At 66.3% G+C, this 20662-nt stretch carries 19 protein-coding genes; 11 read left to right on the top strand and 8 right to left on the bottom strand.

The window, feature by feature from the left end:
• The first annotated feature begins 68 nt into the window (after positions 1 to 68).
• From G539_RS0107060 to G539_RS0107070, 3 genes are all read left to right on the top strand, one after another.
• Positions 69 to 1313, top strand: a complete 1245-nt coding sequence (locus G539_RS0107060; RefSeq protein WP_029074570.1) for an NAD(P)/FAD-dependent oxidoreductase — start codon at positions 69 to 71, stop codon at positions 1311 to 1313.
• Positions 1314 to 1315: 2 nt separating this feature from the next.
• Positions 1316 to 2332 carry a 4-hydroxyproline epimerase gene (locus G539_RS0107065; RefSeq protein WP_029074571.1) on the top strand — a complete coding sequence of 339 codons (1017 nt, stop codon included), beginning with the start codon at positions 1316 to 1318 and terminating at the stop codon, positions 2330 to 2332.
• Positions 2333 to 2437: 105 nt separating this feature from the next.
• Entirely contained in the window at positions 2438 to 3469 is a 1032-nt protein-coding gene (locus G539_RS0107070; protein ID WP_029074572.1) for an NAD(P)-dependent alcohol dehydrogenase, read from the top strand.
• 189 nt (positions 3470 to 3658) lie between these two features.
• On the opposite strand, the gene G539_RS0107075 is transcribed toward G539_RS0107070, so the two are convergent.
• From G539_RS0107075 to G539_RS0107110, 8 genes are all read right to left on the bottom strand, one after another.
• Positions 3659 to 4027: a PRC-barrel domain-containing protein gene (locus tag G539_RS0107075; protein ID WP_029074573.1), complete on the bottom strand. Its 369-nt coding sequence runs from the start codon at positions 4025 to 4027 to the stop codon at positions 3659 to 3661.
• An 82-nt stretch (positions 4028 to 4109) separates the two neighbouring features.
• Entirely contained in the window at positions 4110 to 4556 is a 447-nt protein-coding gene (locus tag G539_RS0107080) for a MaoC family dehydratase (protein WP_029074574.1), read from the bottom strand.
• Between the two features lie 189 nt (positions 4557 to 4745).
• The gene (locus tag G539_RS0107085; RefSeq protein ID WP_029074575.1) at positions 4746 to 5480 is read right to left on the bottom strand and encodes an SDR family oxidoreductase; all 735 of its coding nucleotides are present in this window, start codon (positions 5478 to 5480) and stop codon (positions 4746 to 4748) included.
• A 34-nt stretch (positions 5481 to 5514) separates the two neighbouring features.
• Positions 5515 to 6624 carry a mandelate racemase/muconate lactonizing enzyme family protein gene (locus G539_RS0107090; RefSeq protein ID WP_029074576.1) on the bottom strand — a complete coding sequence of 370 codons (1110 nt, stop codon included), beginning with the start codon at positions 6622 to 6624 and terminating at the stop codon, positions 5515 to 5517.
• A 23-nt stretch (positions 6625 to 6647) separates the two neighbouring features.
• Complete coding sequence (locus tag G539_RS0107095; RefSeq protein WP_029074577.1) at positions 6648 to 7751, bottom strand: ABC transporter ATP-binding protein; 1104 nt, start codon at positions 7749 to 7751, stop codon at positions 6648 to 6650.
• 6 nt (positions 7752 to 7757) lie between these two features.
• Positions 7758 to 8603, bottom strand: coding sequence for a carbohydrate ABC transporter permease (locus G539_RS0107100; RefSeq protein ID WP_029074578.1), 846 nt, complete (start codon positions 8601 to 8603; stop codon positions 7758 to 7760).
• Position 8604: 1 nt separating this feature from the next.
• Positions 8605 to 9507: a carbohydrate ABC transporter permease gene (locus G539_RS0107105; RefSeq protein ID WP_029074579.1), complete on the bottom strand. Its 903-nt coding sequence runs from the start codon at positions 9505 to 9507 to the stop codon at positions 8605 to 8607.
• Positions 9508 to 9682: 175 nt separating this feature from the next.
• Complete coding sequence (locus G539_RS0107110; protein WP_035830529.1) at positions 9683 to 11023, bottom strand: extracellular solute-binding protein; 1341 nt, start codon at positions 11021 to 11023, stop codon at positions 9683 to 9685.
• Positions 11024 to 11183: 160 nt separating this feature from the next.
• Between G539_RS0107110 and G539_RS0107115 the strand changes: the two genes are divergently transcribed.
• From G539_RS0107115 to G539_RS0107150, 8 genes are all read left to right on the top strand, one after another.
• Positions 11184 to 11966 (top strand): IclR family transcriptional regulator, encoded by a 783-nt coding sequence (locus G539_RS0107115; RefSeq protein ID WP_029074581.1) that lies wholly within the window; start codon positions 11184 to 11186, stop codon positions 11964 to 11966.
• A 114-nt stretch (positions 11967 to 12080) separates the two neighbouring features.
• Positions 12081 to 12911 carry an amidohydrolase family protein gene (locus G539_RS0107120; protein WP_029074582.1) on the top strand — a complete coding sequence of 277 codons (831 nt, stop codon included), beginning with the start codon at positions 12081 to 12083 and terminating at the stop codon, positions 12909 to 12911.
• Between the two features lie 149 nt (positions 12912 to 13060).
• Positions 13061 to 13390, top strand: coding sequence for an L-rhamnose mutarotase (locus tag G539_RS0107125; RefSeq protein ID WP_029074583.1), 330 nt, complete (start codon positions 13061 to 13063; stop codon positions 13388 to 13390).
• An 88-nt stretch (positions 13391 to 13478) separates the two neighbouring features.
• Entirely contained in the window at positions 13479 to 14558 is a 1080-nt protein-coding gene (locus tag G539_RS0107130) for a Gfo/Idh/MocA family protein (protein WP_029074584.1), read from the top strand.
• Positions 14559 to 14657: 99 nt separating this feature from the next.
• On the top strand, positions 14658 to 15218 hold the full coding sequence (locus G539_RS0107135; RefSeq protein ID WP_029074585.1) for a MaoC family dehydratase: 561 nt from the start codon (positions 14658 to 14660) through the stop codon (positions 15216 to 15218).
• A gap of 7 nt (positions 15219 to 15225) precedes the next feature.
• A complete protein-coding gene (locus G539_RS0107140) occupies positions 15226 to 16383 on the top strand; it encodes a CaiB/BaiF CoA transferase family protein (RefSeq protein ID WP_029074586.1) in 1158 nt (385 codons plus the stop codon).
• A 116-nt stretch (positions 16384 to 16499) separates the two neighbouring features.
• A complete protein-coding gene (locus G539_RS0107145) occupies positions 16500 to 17660 on the top strand; it encodes an extracellular solute-binding protein (protein WP_051231166.1) in 1161 nt (386 codons plus the stop codon).
• 482 nt (positions 17661 to 18142) lie between these two features.
• Entirely contained in the window at positions 18143 to 20656 is a 2514-nt protein-coding gene (locus tag G539_RS0107150; RefSeq protein WP_051231167.1) for a glycogen/starch/alpha-glucan phosphorylase, read from the top strand.
• The last annotated feature ends 6 nt before the right edge of the window (positions 20657 to 20662 follow it).

A 20662-nucleotide genomic window follows, 5' to 3' on the forward strand; every position in this document is an offset into this window, starting at 1 on the left:
GTCACCTCGGCCGTGCTACGCATCGGCCTGCCATCGGGAAGGCTGCGGGGGCAGTTCGGAGAAGCTGAATGCGTGTCGGAATCGTCGGGGCGGGGATCGTCGGAGTCGCGACCGCGCATGCGCTGCTGGACGAAGGGCACGAGGTCGATCTGATCGACCGCGAGGGCATCGCGGCCGGGACCTCGGCCGGCAATGCCGGCTGGATCGCCCATCTCGACATCATGCCGCTCGCTTCGCCCAAGGTCTGGCGCAACCTGCCACGCTGGGCCTTCGATCCGCTCGGGCCCCTCGCCATCCGGCCGAGCTACCTGCCGAGACTGGCGCCCTGGCTCGCCCGCTTCGTCGCGGCCAGCCAGCCTTCCCGCATCGAGGCATCCGTCCGGGCGATCACCAGCCTGAACGGCATGGCGCTCGCCGCCTGGGAGCGGCGGCTGGAAGCGCTTGGCCTCCGCCATCACCTGCGCGAGCGCGGCCTGCTGTCGGTTTGGGCGGATGAGCGCGCCTTTCGCGCGACACTCCCGATGATCGAGCGGCAGCGCGGGCTCGGCACCCCGGTCGAGACGCTCGACGCCGTGGCGCTCCGGGCGCTCGAGCCGGCGCTCGGGCCCCGCGCGGTCGCCGGCGCGCTCTATCCGACCGGCAAGCATGTCTCCGACCCGCTCGACCTGACCCGCGCCCTCGGCCTGGCGGCGCTCGATCGCGGCGCGCAATTGCGCGGCTTCGAGATCCTCGCGATCCAGGAGCGGGGAGGCGAGGTCGCGATCCGCACCTCGCTCGACACGCTGGCGCTCTATGACCGGATCGTCGTCGCCGCCGGCGCCTGGTCGAAGCCGCTGGCCGCCGCGCTCGGCGACGCCGTGCCGCTCGATACCGAGCGCGGCTACAACGTCACTTTGCCTTCGGGCCGCCTTGGGTTGACCCGGCCGATCATGTTCGAGGGCGAGGGCTTCGTCACGACGCCGCTCGACAGCGGTGACCGTGTCGGCGGCAGCGTCGAGTTCGCCGGCCTCGAGGCCGCGCCCAACTTCAAGCGGGTCGACGCGATCCTGGGTCGGCTGCGGCGTTTCCTGCCCGAGGCGGATCTATCCGGCGGCACGCGCTGGATGGGCTTCCGTCCCTCGATCCCGGATTCGTTGCCGGTCATCGGCCGCGCCAGCCGCAACCCGAACGTCGTCTACGCCTTCGGCCATGCCCATCACGGCCTGACCCAGGCGGCGGCGACGGCCGAGCTGGTCGCCGCGCTCGTCGCCGATCGCCGGCCGCCGATCGATCTCGCCCCCTATTCTCCCGAACGCTTTGGAAAGAGGCTCTGAGCATGGCGCGTCACACCTTCGTCTGCATCGACGGCCACACCTGCGGCAATCCGGTCCGCGTCGTCACCGGCGGCTCGATCCCGGTGCTGAAGGGCGCGACGATGTTCGACAAGCGCCAGCATTTCCTGGCCGAGTTCGACTGGATCCGGAAGTCGCTCTGCTTGGAGCCGCGTGGCCATGACATGATGTCGGGCTCGATCCTCTACCCGCCGTCGAGCGACGCCTATGACGTGGCGATCCTGTTCATCGAGACCTCGGGCTGCCTGCCGATGTGCGGCCACGGCACGATCGGCACGGTGACGACGATCATCGAGCACGGCCTGGTGACGCCGAAGACGCCCGGCCTCTTGCGGCTGGAGACGCCGGCCGGCCTCGTCGAGGCGCGCTATGTCCAGAACGGCCCCTATGTCGACAGCGTGACGCTGACCAACGTGCCGTCCTTCCTGCTCGGCCGCGACTACGAGGTCGAGGTCGACGGCATCGGCGCGCTCAAGGTCGATGTCGCCTATGGCGGCAATTTCTACGCGATCGTCGAGCCGCAGGAGAACTATGCGGATCTCTCGGATCTCGAGCCGTCCGACATCGTCCGCCTGTCGCCAAAACTGCGCGCCGCTTTCAACGCGCGCCATGCGATCGTCCACCCCACGAACCCGGCGCTGAACCGGCTGACCCATGTGCTGTGGACCGGAAAGCCCAAGAACGCCGGCTCCTCGGCCCGCAATGCCGTGTTCTACGGCGACAAGGCGATCGACCGCTCGCCCTGTGGCACCGGCACCTCGGCACGCGTCGCGCAGCTTCATGCGACCGGCCGGCTCCAGGAGGGCGAGGCCTTTGTGCATGAGAGCATTATCGGCTCGACCTTCACCGGCCGCGTCGCCGGCACCACGACGGTTGGCGGCCTGCCGGCGATCATCCCGACCATCGAGGGCTGGGCGCGCGTCACCGGCTACAACACCATCTTCGTCGACGACCGCGATCCGTTCTGGGCCGGCTTTCAGGTGGTCGACGGGGAGGGGTAGGACGCGACCCTGCAAAGAAGTGTGAGGTCGGCTGCATCGGGCTCGTAGCGAAGGCTGCAAGGCTCGGCTAGAACGGCTTACCCTCCGCCAATCCGGATTGCTGCCATGCGTGCTCTCGTCCTTGAAGAAAAGCTCAAGCTCTCGCTCCGCGACATTGACCTGCCGCTCGAAGTCGGCCCGCGCGATGTCCGCATCGCCATCCACACGGTCGGCGTCTGCGGCTCGGACGTGCACTATTACACCCATGGCGCGATCGGCCCATTCATCGTCAAGGCGCCGATGGTGCTCGGTCACGAGGCGTCCGGCACGGTGCTCGAGATCGGCTCCGAGGTTCGGAATCTCAAGGTAGGCGACCGCGTCTGCATGGAGCCCGGCATCCCGGATCTCAGCTCGAAGGCCTCGAAGCTCGGCATCTACAATGTCGATCCGAGCGTCACCTTCTGGGCGACGCCGCCGGTGCATGGCTGCCTGACGCCGGAAGTCGTCTTCCCCGCCGCCTTTACCTACAAGCTGCCCGACAATGTCTCCTTTGCCGAGGGCGCGATGGTCGAGCCCTTCGCCATCGGCATGCAGGCGGCGACCAAGGCGAAGATCGTCCCCGGCGATACGGCGCTGGTGATCGGTGCCGGCCCGATCGGCATCATGGTGGCGCTGGCGGCGCTCGCCGGCGGCTGCAGCCGCGTCTACATCTCCGATCTCGTCAACGAAAAGCTCGCCATCGCCGGCCGCTATGACGGTATCGTTCCGGTCAACATCCGCGAGACGGACCTGAAGGCGAAGATCGCCGAGGAGACGGAGAACTGGGGCGTCGACATCGTGTTCGAGGCATCCGGTTCCCCGCGCGCCTATGACGGCATCTTCAACTATGTCCGTCCCGGCGGCACCATCGTCTTTGTCGGCCTGCCGGTCGAGCCGATCGCCCTCGACATCGTCTCGGCCTCGGCCAAGGAAGTGAAGATGGAGACGGTGTTCCGCTACGCCAACGTGTTCGACCGCGCGCTGGCGCTGATCGCCTCCGGCAAGGTCGATCTCGCGCCGCTGATCACCGGCACCTACGATTTCGAGGATTCGATCGCCGCCTTCGAGCGCGCCGCCTCCGCCAACCCGAACGACGTCAAGCTGCAGATCACGCTCTGAACTTCACCTCTCCCATGGGAGAGGTCGGAGCGAAGCCCCGGTGAGGGGGTAGGGCATTCTTCGGCGAGGCCGTAAACCCTCACCCGCCGCACTCCGTGCGTCGACCTCTCCCTCAGGGAGAGGTGAGAGGCGGAAATAGCAAAAGGCCCCGGAGCGCTCCGGGGCCTTTTCCGTTCGGAGGGGACTGGATCACATCATCCAGTAGGGCGGCATGCCGTAATAGTCGTGCACGCGCTTCTCGTAGTCGCGGTCGCCCCAGGCCGGCTCGTCGCCCTCGTCATAGGTCGGGCCGCCTTCGAGCTGCTCCTTGGTGAGGCCGACGACATAGCCGCCCTGGGCGGTGTCATACTTCAGGGCATTCCACGGTAGCGGATGGTATTTCTCGCCGATGCCGAGGAACCCGCCGAAGGACATGATCGCATAGGCGACGCGACCGGTAATCTTGTCGATCATGACGTCATGAATATCGCCAAGACGTTCGCCGGCTGTATTGTAGATGGCGGTGCCATCGACCTTGTCGGCGCCGATCAGCGAGTTGGAAATGTGGACCTGCTGCATCGTTTTCCTCCATGCTTGCGATTGCATGGCGGGTAAACGTGATGCGTTGATCTTGGTTCCGATGCCGGGATCGGCTTTCCGATCACGCCGGCTTCTTCGCGACGAGGTAGATGTGCTCGCAGGCGAGCACCGTCTCGCCGGTCTGCTTGGTGACCGTGACGAGTTCCGAGACGATGCCGTGCGTGGCGCGCTTCGGATGGTCGCGCTTGTCGACGATCTTGGCCTCGACCGTGATGGTGTCGTTGATGAAGACGGGCTTCACGAACCGCACCTTGTCGTAGCCATAGGACATGGCGTGCGGGTTGATCGTCGTCGCCGTCATGCCGACCGCGACCGACAGGATCAGCGTGCCGTGGGCGACGCGCTGCTTGAAGTCCTGCGTCGCGCACCATTCGGCGTCCATGTGGTGCGGGAAGAAGTCGCCCGTCTGCCCGGCATGGATGACGATGTCGGCCTCCGTGATCGTCCGCCCCATCGTGTGACGGGAGAAGCCGATCTCGTAGTCCTCGAAATATTGCTCGACGATCATAGGTTTCCTCTTTCGCGGCCGGACGCCGCGCGCCACCGGGAAGGCTCCGTCGACCGGAGCGCCGGGCGGACAGCTCCGGCTGGATGGATGCCCGCCTTGGCGGGGATGACGGCGGGGGCAGGGGCCTCCGCCGGTCGGAGTTCCTCTCCCGCCACCATCGGGGCTGCGGGAGAGGGCAGGGCGTGGGCCTTAGTTGACCCAGCCGCCGTCGATGATGTGCATCTGGCCGGTCGTGTAGGTGGCCGTCGCCAGGTAGATGGCGAGGTCGGCGATCTCTTCCGGCTGGCCGATGCGGCCGATCGGCTGGCGGGCGATGAACGCCTTGCGGGCGGCCTCGTAGTCGCCCTGGTCGCGCAGGCGCTGCTGCAGCGAGGGGCTCTCGACGGTGCCGGGACAGATGCCGTTGCAGCGAATGCCCTTGGTGACGTAGTCGGCGGCGATCGACTTGGTCAGGCCGACGGTGGCCGCCTTGGTCACGGCATAGGCGAAGCGGTTCGGCACGCCCTTGATCGAGCCAGCGACGGAGCAGATGTTGACGATCGAGCCATCCTTCTGCGCCAGCATGCCCGGCAGCGCGGCCGAGATCGTGCGCCACATCGACTTGACGTTCAAATCGTAGGCGAAGTCGAGATCGGCTTCGGTGGCCTCTTCCAGCGTGCCGGCATGGACGATGCCGGCGCAGTTGAACAGCACGTCGATGGTGCCGATCTCGGCGATCAGCGCCTTGACGTCGTCATTCGACAGGACGTTGAGCTTGCGCGTGGTGATGTTCTTGACGCCGTCGAGCTCGGCGAGCTTCGCCTCGTTGACGTCGGTCGCCCAGACGATCGCGCCCTCGGCCGCCGCCTGCTCGGCGATCGCCCGTCCGATACCCTGCGCCGCCGCCGTGACCAGCGCGACCTTGCCTGCGAGCTTACCGCTCATTGTCGTCAGTCCCTTCAGTTCGTCGTCAGAACGATCAATTCTTGGTCAGGAACGTCGAGCCCTCGACCGTCTGCCGGCCGATGGCGTCGAAATCCCACGAGATGCCGAGGCCCGCCTCGGGACTCGGAACGGCATAGCCGTCCGCGATCGTCATACCCTTTGTCGTCAGGCTGTCCAATTGCGGGATGTATTCGACCCAGCGCGCATTCGGCACGGCGGCGCAGAGCGCCACGTGCAGTTCCATCAGGAAATGCGGGCAGACGACGACGTTGAAGGTCTCGGCCAGGTGCGCGACCTTGAGCCAGGGCGTGATGCCGCCGATGCGGGCGACGTCGACCTGGACGATCGAGCAGGCGCGGCGCTGCAGGTAGTCGCGGAAATGCAGGCTCGAATAGAGGCTTTCGCCGACAGCGATCGGGATCGAGGTCGATTCACAGAGCCGAATGTGGCCGTCGACGTCGTCGGCGGTCAGCGGCTCCTCGAGCCAGCCGATATCGGCCGCCTCGTAGTGGCGCGCGCGGCGGATCGCCTCGTCGACCGAGAAGGCCTGGTTGGCGTCGGTGAAGAGCTCGAAGCCGGGGCCGACGGCCTCGCGCACCGCGGTCAGGCGGGCGACGTCCTCGTGGATCGGCCGGCCGACCTTCATCTTGGCGCCGCCGAAGCCGTTTTCCTTGGCGCGCAGCGTGTCCTCGATGATCGATTCGACTGGCAAATGCAGCCAGCCGCCCTCGGTGGTGTAGAGGCGGATCTTCTCCTGCGCGCCGCCGGCGAGGATATGCACCGGCAGGTTGGCCTTGCGCGCCTTCAGGTCCCAGAGCGCCGTGTCGATGGCGGCGAGCGCCAGCGAGGTGATGGCGCCGACCGAGGTGGCGTGCGTCATGAACAGGAGGTCGCGCCAGATCTGCTCGATCATGCCGGCCTCGCGGCCGATCAGGGCCGGCGCCAGCGTCTTCTCGATCAGCGACATGATCGCCGGCCCGCCGGTGCCGATCGTGTAGCTGTAGCCGGTGCCGACGACGCCGTCGGAATCGGTGATGCGGATGATCGGCGTTTCCTGGCTGACGAAGGACTGGATCGCGTCGACCCGCTTCACCTTCGGCTTCAGGTCGACCATCAGGCCTTCGACACGAACGATCTTTGCCATTGTTTCCCCCGGGGGCTCTCGTTTTAGACCAGCACGCTCTTGCCCGATGCCTTGTCGAAGACATGCAGGCGCGAGAGGTCGAGATTGAAGGTCAGCTGCTCGCCCGGCTGGACGGGGCGCGGGTTGAGCATCTTGCCCTGAACTTCCTTGCCGCCGAGCTCGGTGTAAAGCAAGGTCTCGGTGCCGAGCGGCTCCGGCAGCGTCACGGTGCGCTCGATCGCGGCGACCTCGCTGTCGCCGGTGAGGCCGTAGCCGACCGGCGAGAACGCCTCGGCGCGGAAGCCGACGGTGATCGCCTGGCCATCCGAAACCTTGTCCGCCGCCGCTGCCGGCAGTGCCAGCGTCACGCCGTCGGCGAGCTTGGCGACCTTGCGCCCGCCCTCGGTCGCTGTGGTGGCGTCGAGCAGGTTCATCGGCGGCGAGCCGATGAAGGTGGCGACGAAGGTGTTCTTCGGCTGCTCGAACACTTCCGCCGGCGTGCCGACCTGCTCGATATGGCCATCCTTCATGATGACGATGCGGTCGGCCAGCGTCATCGCCTCGACCTGGTCGTGCGTGACGTAGACGATCGTCGTCTTCACCTTCTGGTGCAGCTTCTTGATCTCGACGCGCATCTGGCCGCGCAGCTTGGCGTCGAGGTTGGAGAGCGGCTCGTCGAACAGGAAGACATCAGGGTGGCGCACGATGGCGCGGCCCATGGCGACGCGCTGGCGCTGGCCGCCGGAGAGCTCGCCAGGCGTGCGGGCGAGCAGCGGCGTCAGGCCGAGGATCTCGGCCGCTTCCGCCACGCGCTTCTCGATCGTCGCCTCGTCCTGCTTGGCGATCTTCAAGGAGAACCCGAGGTTCTCCTTGACCGTCATGTGCGGGTAGAGCGCGTAGTTCTGGAACACCATCGAGATGTTGCGCGAACGCGGCGGCAGGTCGTTGACGACGCGGTCGCCGATCGAGATCGTGCCGCCGGAGATGTCCTCCAGGCCGGCGATCATGCGCAGCGTGGTCGACTTGCCGCAGCCGGACGGGCCGACCAGCACGACGAACTCATTGTGGGCGATCGTCAGGTCAATGCCGTGCACGACGCCGACATTGCCGTATTTCTTGACGAGCTTCTGAAGCTTGACCTCGGCCATATCAAATTATCCCTTGACGCCGCCGAAGGTGAGACCGGCGATCAGATGTTTCTGCACGATGAAGGTCAGCAGGAGCGCCGGCACGATGATGATCACGGCCATGGCGCACATGCCGGTCCAGTCGACCGTGAACTGTGCGGTGAAATCCATCAGCCCGACGGGCAGCGTCTTCGACGCGGTGGTCCGCGTGAGCTGAGAGGCGAGGGCGAACTCGTTCCACGAGGTGAGGAAGGCGAAGATGCCGGCCGACGCGATGCCCGACTTGGCGAGCGGGAACTCGATCTTCCAGAACGCCTGCCAGCGGGTGCAGCCGTCGACCTGGGCCGCTTCCGAGAGCGAGAGCGGGATCTGCCGGAAGAAGCCGTCGATCAGCCAGATCGTGAACGGGATGTTGAGCGCCAGATAGACCAGGATGACGCCGAAATCGGTGTCGATCAGGCCGACGCGGCTCCAGATCATGAAGACCGGCAGCGACAGCGAGATGCCCGGCACCGTGCGCGACAGCATCAGCCAGAGGAAGGCGACGTTCTTGCCCTTGAAGCGGTAGCGGGCGAAGGCGTAGCCGCCCATCATGCCGATCAGCAGCGCCAGGATCGTGCTCGTCACCGAGATGATCAGCGAGTTGACGAAATAGCGGACGACGGGGATGCCCTGCTGGTTCTCGGACATGCCGAGGATCGCGCGGAAATTGTCGAGCGTCCACCGCTCGGGGATCCAGACCGGGGGACGCGCCATCACCTCGACATTGTCGCGGAAGGCCGTCATCACGATCCAGAGGCCGGGCAGGCAGATGATCGTCATGACGACGAAGATGCCGAACCGGATCAGCCAGCGTTGCCAGGAACGTTCCATATCAGGCCACCCCGCCCATGGTCCGGCGCGCGGCCGCGAGTTTGCGGAAGAAATAGACGGTGAAATAGACCGACAGCAGGATCGAGGCGTAGGACATGGCGTTGGCCATGCCCATGCGGGCGTCCTGGTAGCCGGTGCGCGCGATCAGCGTCCAGAGCAGCTCCGTGCGTCCCGCCGGGCCGCCATTGGTCATGATCTTGACCATGTCGTAGGCGCGGGCGACGTCGAGCGAGCGGATCGCCATGGCGATGTAGACGAAGGGCATCAGGTAGGGCAGCGTGATGTGGCGGAACACCTGCCACGGATTGCAGCCGTCGACCTTCGCCGCCTCGATCGGATCGCGCGGCATCGCCATCAGGCCGGCCAGCAGCAGGATCGCGAAGATCGGCGTCGACATCCACACCTCGGCCATCAGGATGGCGAGGTTGGCGGTGACCGGATTGACCAGCCAGGGGATGGTGACGTCGGACCAGCCGAGCGACTGGATGGCGTTGTTCACCAGGCCGACATTGTCGTTGAAGATGTACTTGAACTGGAAGCCGACCAGGATCGGCGAGAACATCATCGGGAACATCATGATCGTCCGGATGATGCGCTGGCCGGCGGTCAGCTTGTCGATCAAGAGCGCGATGCCGAGACCGAGAACCAGTTCCAGGTTGAGCGCGATCGTCAGGAAGACCAGCGTGCGGCCGAAGGCCCACCAGAAGTCAACGTCGGTGAGCAGGCGCTGATAGTTGCGCCAGCCGACCCACTGCCAGAGCGAGGCGGGCTGCACCAGGCGATAGCCGGTGAAGCTCGTGTAGAGCGAGAACAGGAGCGGCAGCGCCACCACCAGCGCGATGATGACGAAGGCCGGCATCAAGAGCAGGATCGGAGGCGAGAGCCGGCTTCGGAAGAAACGCATGAAGATGTTCCGTGAGCCGTTGTTTGGCTTGGACCCGGGGGAGGGCCGTCGGGTCCGGTCGTCTGGGCTTCGCGCCTCTTGCGGGCGAAGCGTGCGGCGGCGCGTGTCGGGGGAAACGTGCCAACGCGAAACCCTCGCCCGCGAACGGGCGAGGGGATGGCTTGGGCGCAGGCGCCTACTGCAGGACGCCGGCGTCTTCCATGATCTGGGTCGCCTTGGCGGCGGCCGTGTCGAGGGCTTCCTTGGCGGTCTTCTGGCCGACGATCGCCGACTGGAGTTCCGGCCAGATCACGTTCGACACTTCGATCCACTGCGCGACGAGCGGCGGCGTGCGGGCCTCGTCGAGCGACTTCTCCCAGACCGTGAACATCTCGGCCATGTAGGGGGTGTCGCTCTTCTTGAACTCCTCGACGACGTCGGTGAAGGCCTGGGTGCGGGCGGGCAGGTTGCCGGCGCGGGCCTCCATCATGGCGGAGTCGTAGTCGGTCAGGAAGGTGACGAGGCTGACGGCGGCTTCCTTGTTGTCACAGGCTTCGGTGACGGAGAAGGAGTGCGAGCCGGACCAGCCGCCGCGCTTGCCGGAGGTGCCGACCGGCGCCACCGCGAAGCCGACCTTGCCGGCGACCTTGGACTTGGCCGGGTCGTTGTAGAAGGCGGCGAAGCCGGGCCAGTCGAGGTCGACGGCGAGCGTGCCGGCGGCGAAGGCCTGGCCGATGTCGTCCCAGGTGTAGTTCACCGTGCCGGCCGGAACGGCCTTGGCGTTGTAGATGTCGATGAACCACTGCAGCGCGTCGATGCCGGCCTGCGAGTTGAAGATCGGCTTCCAGTTCTCGTCGAACATGTCGCCGCCATTGGCGCGCACGATCTCCATGAACCGGCCGGTCATGCCCTCGTCCTTGCCGGCGAAGGCGGTGCCATAGAGGTTCGGCGGGCTGGCGAAGAAGATGATCTGCTGCTTCAGCTCGTCATAGGTCGCCGGCGGGGCCAGCTCGGTGCCGAACTTCTCCTTGTACTTCGCCTTGTTGTCGGCGTTCTCGTACAGGTCCTTCAGGTAGTAGAGGTTCGACACGTCGGTGACGCGCGGCAGCTGCACCAGGCGGCCGTCGACCATCGACGAGGCCAGCGTGCCCTGCACGAACTGGTCGAGCGTCGCCTGCGGGACGTGGTCCTTCAGGTCGATGTAGAGGTCGCCATACTGCGGCGCGAAGCTGGTGTGGTTGGAGCCGACGCACCAGGTGATCGTGCCGGAAGCGATGTCCTGCTTGATCTCGCGGTCGAGCTCGAAATGGTTCTTCGACGAGACGATCTCGACCTTGGCGCCGGTCGCCTTCTCCCATTCGGGCAGGCGGGTATAGAGCTTCTCGTACTGGGTGCCGCCGATCAGCTTGACCTTCAGCGTGACGCCGGGGAACTGGCCCCAGTCGGTCTGCTGGTCGGCCGCATGGGCGACGCCGGCGAGCGCGCCGAGGGCGGCGCACGAAAACAGGGCGGCGCGAATGCCGCGGAAAATGGTCATGGTCGATTCCTCACCCCGGCGCCACGCCGACCCAAACCGGTTTGGCGCCTGACATTGTCCACCATTGAATGGAATATTCGTATATAAGCGAAATTGACTGACGAGTGTCAATGTCTAACTTGTCACGGTCCGGAGGGGTGGCCGGGGGGAGAATTGCCGCATGACCGAAGACGCGAACGACCGTTACAGGGCGCCCGCCCTGGACAAGGGGCTCGACATTCTCGAGCTGCTCGCCGCCACCGACGAGAGCATGACCCAGGCGGAAATCGCCAAGGCGCTCAACCGCTCGCCGAACGAAATCTACCGTATGCTCGACCGCCTGGTGCGGCGCAGCTATGTCGCCCGCGTGCATGGCGACCGCTACGAACTGACGCTGCGCCTGTTCGCGCTGGCGCATCAGCACGCCCCCGTCCGCCGGCTCGTCAGCCAGGCCCTGCCGGTGATGCGGCAGTTCTCGCGCGAGTCCGAGCAGGCCTGCCACCTCGCCGTTTACGACCGCGGCCGGATCGTCGTCGTCGCCCAGATGGATGCGCCAAGCTATTGGAGTTATTCAATTCGTGTCGGCGCGCGTGTCAGTCTCTACAACACCGGCTCGGGTCACGTGCTGCTCGCCTTCGCGACGCCGGAGGAGCGCGCGATGATGGAGGCCGAGCGCGAGGAGCAGGCCGAGGACAAGGTGCGGCCGAGCAATCTCGACGAGCGGCTGGTGCAGATTCGCCGCCGCGGCTACGAGTCGACGCCGAGCGCCCAGTCGCAGTCGGTCTACAATCTTTCCGTGCCGGTGCTCGGCGCCAACGATACCGCGCTCGCGGCGCTGACCTGTCCCTTCCTGCCGCGCATCGACCGTCCGAACGTGCCCGACCTGCAGGAGGCGCTGGCGATCCTGATCGGGGCCAGCCGCGAGCTGTCGCATGTCGTCGGGCGCGGGATCGACGAGGAATGACCTCATTCGCGGGTGGGGAGTCGGGCTGTCCTCGCGCGCCGGAATCTCGTTTTGTTGTGAATTCTATCCTTATATATGAATGGTTGAAGACGGCACGGCCGGAGGAGAGATGTCATGCGGATGATCGATACCCATTTGCACCTGGTCTACCAGGAGCGCTTTTCCTACCCCTGGCTTGAGAGCGCGCCGGCGCTCAACCGCAACTTCACCCTCGACGACTACCTGCCGCAGGCGAAGGCCGCCGGCATCACCGACATGCTGCACATGGAGGTCGACGTCGCCGAGAAGGACATCGAGGCGGAGACCGCCTTCGTCACCGGCCTTGGCCAGGGCGTGATCGGCGCCATCGCCGCCTGCCGGCCGGAGAGCGAGGGCTTCGCGGCCCAGCTCGAGCGCCAGGCTGCCAACCCGAAGGTCCGGGGGCTCCGCCGCATCCTGCACCAGTCGCCGGACGAGCTCGGCCAGCGGCCGATCTTCGCCGAGAACATCAAGCGTCTCGCCGCGCACCAGCTGACCTATGATTTCTGCGTGCTGCCGCACCAGCTGCCGATCGCCGCCGCGATCGCCAAGGCGGCGCCCGACGTGCAGTTCGTCGTCGACCATTGCGGTGTGCCGAACGTCAAGGACAAGGCGTTCGAGCCGTGGCGCGCCAACATGTCGGCGATCGCCGAGCTGCCCAACGTCGCCGCCAAGATCTCCGGCGTCATTGCCTATGGCGACCCGGTCAACTGGACGGTGGCGGATCTCCGCCCCTTCGTCGAGCACACGATCGGCGCCTTTGGCTGGGACCGCGTCGTCTGGGGCTCGGACTGGCCGGTCTGCACGCTGACGGCCGATCTCGGCCGCTGGGTCGCCGCGACGCACGAGCTGATCCAGGGCGCCAGCGACGACGAGAAGGCGAAGCTCTGGCACCGCAACGCCGAGCGCATCTACCGGCTGGATTGATTTCAAACGCTCGGTCGTCATCCCGGGCGAAGCGAAGCTGAGACCCGGGATCCATGCAGCGGCCTGCCGCTGGAGGCTGAATGGATCCCTGCTTCCGCAGGGATGACGGCAGCGGCACTCACAAGAATGAAGCAAAGGGAGAAGACTAGATGAAGCGCATGGGATCCGTGATCGGCCTGAAGGCGGAGGCCATTCCCGAATACAAGCGCCTGCACGCGGATGTTTGGCCGGGCGTGCTGGCGAAGATCGCCGACTGCAACATCAAGAACTACTCGATCTTCCTGAAGGAGCCGGAAAACCTGCTCTTCGCCTATTTCGAGTATCACGGCACCGACTTTGCCGCCGACAGCGCCAAGATGGCCGAGGATCCGGTCACGCAGGATTGGTGGAAGATCTGCGGGCCGATGCAGGAGCCGCTCGAGACCCGCAAGGAAGGCGAGTGGTGGGCAGGCATGGAAGAGGTCTTCTACACCCCCTGAGACCTGCGGATCGGCGACGCGGCGGCCTGCTTCCCGCCGCGTCGGCCTGGCCGGATTGTCCGGTCGCGAACACCACGACGAGGTTTTCATGACGTCCTTCGATCCCGCCACGCTCACGCAGGCCTGGCCGCTTCCGACCGCGCCGCGCCCGATCGTCATCATCGGCGCCGGCGGCATCGTCAACGACGCGCATCTGCCGGCCTATGCGCTGGCCGGCTTTCCGGTCGCCGGCATCTTCGATCGTGACGTCGGCCGCGCCAAGGCGCTCGCCGAGCAGTGGAGCGTGCCGTTCTTCCGCACGCTCGACGAGGCGGTGGCGGTGCGCGACGCCGTCTTCGATCTCGCCACGCCGCCGGTGGCGCATCTGGAGATCCTGCGCCGCCTGCCCAAGGGCGCGACCGTCCTGATCCAGAAGCCGATGGGGCGCGACCTCGACGAGGCGACGGCGATCCTGCAGCTGGCGCGCGAGCGCCAGCTGACGGCGGCGGTGAATTTCCAGCTCCGCTTCTCGCCGATGATGCTGGCGGTGCGCGACGCGTTGCAGAAGGGGCTTCTCGGGCGGCTGGTCGATGTCGAGGTACATCTCAATCTTGTCACGCCCTGGCATCTGTTCCCGTTCCTGAAAGGCATGGAGCGGGTCGAAATTGCGGTGCATTCGATCCACTATCTCGACCTGATCCGCTCCGTGCTCGGCAATCCGACCGGCGTGCATGCCCGCACGCTTGGTCATGCGAGCCACGACCTGGCGCAGACCCGCACCACGGCGCTGCTCGACTTCGCGCCGGATGTCCGCTGCACGCTGTCGATCAACCACGACCATGATTTTGGCCGCCGCTTCCAGGACGCCACCTTCCGCTTCGAGGGCGACAAGGGCGCGGCTTCCGTCAAGCTCGGCCTGCTCTTGAACTATCCGGAGGGCGAACCGGACGAGCTCTGGATCACGGACAGCCGGGGGCCGCAGGCCGAGTGGCAGCAAGTGCCGCTCGCCGGCGGCTGGTTCCCGCATGCCTTCGCCGGCGTGATGTCCAACCTGCAGCGCTACGCCGCCGGCGAGGATGAAAGCCTCGTCACCTCGGTCGAGGATGCCTGGCACACCATGGCGCTGGTCGAGGCGGCGTTCCGCTCGGCAGCGGCGCCGGCAACGCCGGTTCCTGGGCTGCCGGAATAGGCGGGCCCGATCAAATCAATCAATTCATCCGCGAGCGCTTGATTTGCGGGTAAGTGAATGATTGATATATGAATTCTGTTTTCGAGGGAGGATGAGGCCATGGCAGCCCAGACCTTTGCGCCGACCGTCGGCGTGGAATCGACCCATCCGCGGGACATGCCGAAGGAGCACGCCGACCTGCCGGTCTGGAATGCGGAGAACTGGCTCTATGAGGATTGGCCGGTCGGCCAGAAGATCCGCTCGCTCCGCCGCACCATCGGCGAGGGGGAGTCCCACCTGTTCAACACGCTGGTCACCGACATCCATCCCTATGTCCAGGACCAGATGTTCGCCGAGAGCGAGGGCGTGTTCGGTCGTCGGCTCGTCGCCGGCGCGTTCGTCTTCTCGGCCGGGCTCGGCCTGGTCGCGACGAACTGCGTCAACGCCTTTTCCTACGGCTACGACAAGCTGCGCTTCATCAAGCCAGTCTTCATCGGCGACACGATCTACACCGTCCGCACCAACATCGATAAGCGTCCGAAATACGAGAAGATGGGCCTGATCCGCGCCTCCTACGAAGTCTACAAGGGCGAGGGCGAGCTGGTGCTGTATTGCGAGCACCTGCAGACCGTCGCCTACCGCGATCCCGCCGCCTTCGCCGATCAGGTCGAGAAGAAATAGGCCAAGAATGTCCCAGTCCGATCTGCCGCTCGACGGCCTGCTCGTCGTCGATCTGAGCCAGTTCCTGTCCGGCCCGTATTGCGCGCTCCGGCTGCGTGATCTCGGCGCCCGTGTCATCAAGATCGAGCGCCCGGACGGCGGCGATCTCTGCCGCCGCCTCTATCTGACCGATACCGAGATCGGCGGCGACTCGACGCTCTTCCATGCGATCAACCGCAACAAGGAGAGCTACGCCGTCGACATGAAAAACCCGGTCGAGCTGGAGAGCCTGAAGAAGCTGCTCGCCAGGGCCGATGTCGTCATGCAGAACTTCCGCCCCGGCGTGATCGACCGCCTCGGCCTCGGCTACGAGACGGTCAAGGCGATCAACCCGGACGTCGTGTACGGCTCGATCACCGGCTATGGCGACGAAGGTCCGTGGGTGACGCGGCCGGGCCAGGACCTGCTGGCGCAGGCGCGTTCCGGCGTCACCTGGCTGAACGGCGACGAGGGCCAGGGTCCGGTGCCGTTCGGCCTCGCCATCGCCGACATGCTGGCGGGCGCAGCGCTCTGCCAGGGCATCCTGGCGGCGCTGGTCAAGCGCGGCATCTCGGGCAGGGGCTCGCATGTCGAGACCAGCCTGATCGAGGCGCTGATCGACTTCCAGTTCGAGGTGCTGACGACGCATCTGAACGATGGCGGCCGCAAGCCGACGCGCGCCAGCTTCCGCAGCGCGCATGCCTATCTCTCGGCCCCCTATGGCATCTATCCGACCAAGGATGGCTTCCTCGCGGTCGCCATGATGCCGGTCTCGAAGCTCGGCGACCTGCTGGGCATGCCGGAGCTTGAGCCCTATCGCGACCAGCCGAAGAGCTGGTTCTCCGAGCGTGACACGATCAAGCAGCTGATCGCCGCGAAGCTCGCCACCGAGACGACCGACCACTGGCTGTCGATCCTCGAGCCAGCCGACGTCTGGTGCGCCAAGGTGCTTGAATGGCCGGAGCTCCTGAAGAGCGAGGGCTTCACCGCGCTCGACATGCTGCAGACGGTGGAGCGGGCCGACAACGTGCGTGTCGTCACCACGCGGTCGCCGATCCGCGTCGACGGCAAGCGCCCGACAAGCGCGGTCGCCGCGCCGCGCATCGGCGAGCACACCGACGCGATCCGGGCCGAATTCGGCCTCTGACGCTTCCGGCTTCGGCGTCGCCACGGCGCCGAAGCCTCGCGGATTTCGCAGCCATGCCGGTCCGCCGGCCGAATGTTCATTGTCAGCCATGATCCGGTCGCGTGAGGCGGGCGATCATGACCGAGGGGGAAGAGATTTTGACCAAGCCGATCACGCTCAAGGGCATGACCTGGAGCCACCCGCGCGGCTACGATCCGGTCGTCGCCTGCGCCGAGCTCTACCTGAAGGAGACGGGCGTCCAGGTCGAATGGGACAAGCGCTCGCTGCAGGATTTCGAGAGCTTCCCGGTCGAGGAACTGGCGCGCGCCTATGACCTGATCGTCATCGACCATCCGCATGTCGGCCAGATCACCAAGGAAGGCTGCCTGGCGCCGCTCGACGTCGCCGGCCGCGAGGCGGAGCGCGAGGCGCTTGCCGCCGGTTCCGTCGGTGCCTCCTACAAGAGCTACACCTGGCAGGGCCACCAGTGGGCCTTCCCGATCGACGCGGCGACGCCGGTGCTCGCCTATCGCCCGGACCTGGTCGCGGCGCCGCCGAAGACCTGGGACGAGGTGCTCGCGCTCGGGCCCGGCAAGGCTCTGGTGCCGTTTCGCGCGCCGCACTCGCTGATGAGCTTCTATTCGCTCGCCGCCAATCTCGGCCATCCCTGCACGGTGACCGGCCCCGGCGACCTGATCGATCCCGCCGTCGGCGTCCGCGTCTACGACTTCCTGGCCAAGCTCGCCGCGAACGGCATGGCCGATTTCGACAGCGACCCGATCCAGGTGTTCGAGAAGCTGGCGGCGGAAGGCTCCGACATCGCCGTCGCGCCGCTGCTCTACGGCTATGTCAGCTATGCGACGGACGGTTTCCGGCCGAACCGGCTCGCCTTCGCCGACATGCCGGTCCTCGGCACGGCTGGCCCGGTCGGCTCGGCGCTCGGCGGCACCGGCATCGCCGTCTCGGCCTATTCGAAGAACCGCGACGCGGCGATCGATCTCGCCTACTGGCTCGCCAGCGCCGATGTGCAGCGCGACCCCTATGCGTCGAATGGCGGCCAGCCCGGCCACGCCGTGGCCTGGGAAGACCCGGCCGTCAACGCACCGACGCACGGCTTCTACGAGAACACCCGCGCGACGCTGGAAGGCGCCTGGGTCCGCCCGCGCCACAATGGCTACATGGCGTTCCAGGACGCCGCCTCGAAGCGCATCAACGCGGCGCTGCAGGCCGGCGAGCCGGGCGACGCCGTGGTCGCCGAGCTGAACCGCATGTTCCGCGACAGCTTCGCCAACGCCTGAGGCGACGTCGCCTGATGATAGAGAACGGCCGGGCAATGCTCCGGCTGTTTTCGTTCGGGGTGCCCCGGTTGTCGGCCCTCGCTCTGCCGTCCTCCTCGCGAAGGCGGGGATCCATACAGCCGCGCCGCTGGCCGTTCGAAGCTCCCGATGTCTCGACTGTATGGATCCCGGCTCGGGGGGGGGGCGGGATGACGGCGAGGGTCGGGCGGCGTGGTGCGTCCCCATCGATGCCGAAGGGGCGAGGTCGAACGGAATGTCTGGCGGGCAGCGACGATCGTCAGCCCAAAAAAACAGGCTGTCGTCGTAACGAAACGCGCGATGCGATAAGGTATCCTCGCGATGAGGCGCCGCGTTGGGGCATTCCGGCCGTTCCGGAACGCCCATCCCGATCCGGCATCGTTGTTGCATGGATCAGGAGCCGGCCCGGACGACGCCGCGGGTCGGGGACGGAATAAAGCGCGCTGCCAGACGAGGCCATACCGATGCACGATACCGTCAAGACGAATCCAGCCGGGACAGTCGCGGCCGGAGAGAGCTCGCGCCCGTTCGGCGCGCCGCCGTCTCCCGCCGATGTCGAGGCGGCCCGCGATGCGATCAACGCCAAGCTGACCTACGCCGTCGGCAAGAATGCCGTCACGGCCAGCGACCGCGACTGGTTCGTCGCCACCGCGCTCGCCGTGCGCGACCGCATGGTCGATCCCTGGATCGCCTCGTCCAAGGCGACCTATGCCGAGGGCCGCAAGCGCGTCTATTACCTGTCGCTCGAGTTCCTGATCGGTCGGCTCTTGTTCGACGCGATGAACAATCTCGGCCTGACCGAGACCTTCCGCGCCGCGCTCGGCGATCTCGGCGTCGATCTCGACCGGCTGAAGACGGTCGAGCCGGACGCGGCGCTCGGCAATGGCGGCCTCGGGCGGCTCGCCGCCTGCTTCATGGATTCCATGGCTTCGCTGTCGATCCCCGCCTATGGCTATGGCATCCGCTACGATCACGGCCTGTTCCGCCAGGTGGTGAAGGGCGGCTGGCAGCAGGAATATCCCGAGACCTGGCTCTCCTTCGGCAATCCGTGGCAGTTCGAGCGGCCCGAGGTGCTCTACGACATCCAGTTCGGCGGCACGGTCGAGGCGACGATGACGCCCTCCGGCGTCGCGCGCTATGTCTGGCACCCATCCGAGACAATCGAGGCGGTGCCCTATGACACGCCGATGGCCGGCTGGCGCGGCCGCCATGTCAACACGCTCCGCCTGTGGTCTGCCCGCGCGGTCGATCCGCTCCGCCTCGACGCCTTCAACTCGGGCGACCATATCGGCGCCTTCGTCGAGCAGGTGCGGGCCGAGACGATTTCCAAGATCCTCTACCCGAGCGACGAGAGCGCGGCCGGGCAGGAGCTGCGTCTGCGGCAGGAGTATTTCTTCGTCTCCGCCTCGCTGCAGGATCTCGTGTATCGCCATATCCGCACCTATGGCGAGATCCGCTCGCTGCCCGACAAGGTGGCGATCCAGCTGAACGACACGCATCCGGCCTTCAGCGTCGCCGAGCTGATGCACATCCTCGTCGACCTGCGCGACATTCCCTGGGACGAGGCCTGGGACATCACCACGCGCACGCTCGGCTACACCAACCACACGCTGTTGCCCGAGGCGCTGGAGACTTGGCCGGTGTCGCTCCTGGAACGGCTGCTGCCGCGCCACATGCAGATCATCTACCTGATCAACGCCTACCACCTGGAGAAGGCCAAGAAGGTCGAGGGCGCGGATGGCCGCTTCCTGGCCTCGGTGTCGCTGATCGATGAGAACAATGGCCGGCGCGTGCGCATGGGCCATCTCGCCTTCATCGGCTCGCATTCGATCAACGGCGTCTCGGCGCTGCATTCCGAGCTGATCCAGAAGACGATCTTCCACGATCTCGATCAGGTCTATCCGGGCCGCATCAACAACAAGACTAACGGCATCACCTTCCGCCGCTGGTTGTATGAGGCCAATCCGGGGCTGACGCGCATCCTGGTCGACACCTGCGGTGCCGGTATCCTCGATAGCGCCGAGGCGCTGGCCAGGCTGGAGCCCCAGGTCGGCGACGCGGCGCTGCACGACGCCGTCGCGACCGTGCGGCGCGACAACAAGGTGGAGCTCGCGCGGCTGATCCGCGACCGGCTCGACATCCGCGTCAACCCGAACGCGCTGTTCGACGTGCAGATCAAGCGCATCCACGAATACAAGCGCCAGCTGCTCAACATCCTCGAGACGATCGCGCTCTACCAGGCGATGCGCGCCCAACCGCACAAGGAATGGGTGCCGCGCGTGAAGATCTTCGCCGGCAAGGCGGCGGCGAGCTACCATCAGGCCAAGCTGATCATCAAGCTCGCCAACGACGTCGCGCAGGTGGTGAACAACGATCCGACCGTGCGCGACCTGCTCAAGGTGGTGTTCCTGCCGAACTACAATGTCAGCCTGGCCGAGATGATCATTCCAGCCGCCGATCTCTCCGAGCAGATCTCGACCGCCGGCATGGAGGCGTCCGGCACCGGCAACATGAAGCTGGCGCTGAACGGCGCGCTCACCATCGGCACGCTCGACGGCGCCAATGTCGAGATCAAGGAGCGCGTCGGCGACGACAACATCTTCATCTTCGGCCTAACGGCCGACGAGGTCGCGCTGCGTCGCGGCGCCGGCATCGACGCGCAGGACACGATCGCGAGATCGCGCATGCTGTCCGACGTGCTGGAGGCGATCGAGAGCGGCCTGTTCTCGCCGGGCGAGCCCGGGCGCTTCGCCGCGCTGACCACGGCGCTGCGCCATCACGACTACTTCCTGGTGACGGCGGACTTCGATTCCTACTATGCCGCGCAGCGAGACGTTGACGCCCTGTGGCTCGACAGAGCAGCATGGTGGAAAGCGAGCCTGACGAACACGGCACGGGTCGGCTGGTTTTCCTCGGACCGCACCATTGCGGAATATGCCGGGGGGATCTGGAACGTGCCCGTCAGGCCGGCCGGATAGGCGACG

This window comes from Kaistia adipata DSM 17808, from assembly GCF_000423225.1.
Taxonomy (GTDB): Bacteria; Pseudomonadota; Alphaproteobacteria; order Rhizobiales; family Kaistiaceae; genus Kaistia; species Kaistia adipata.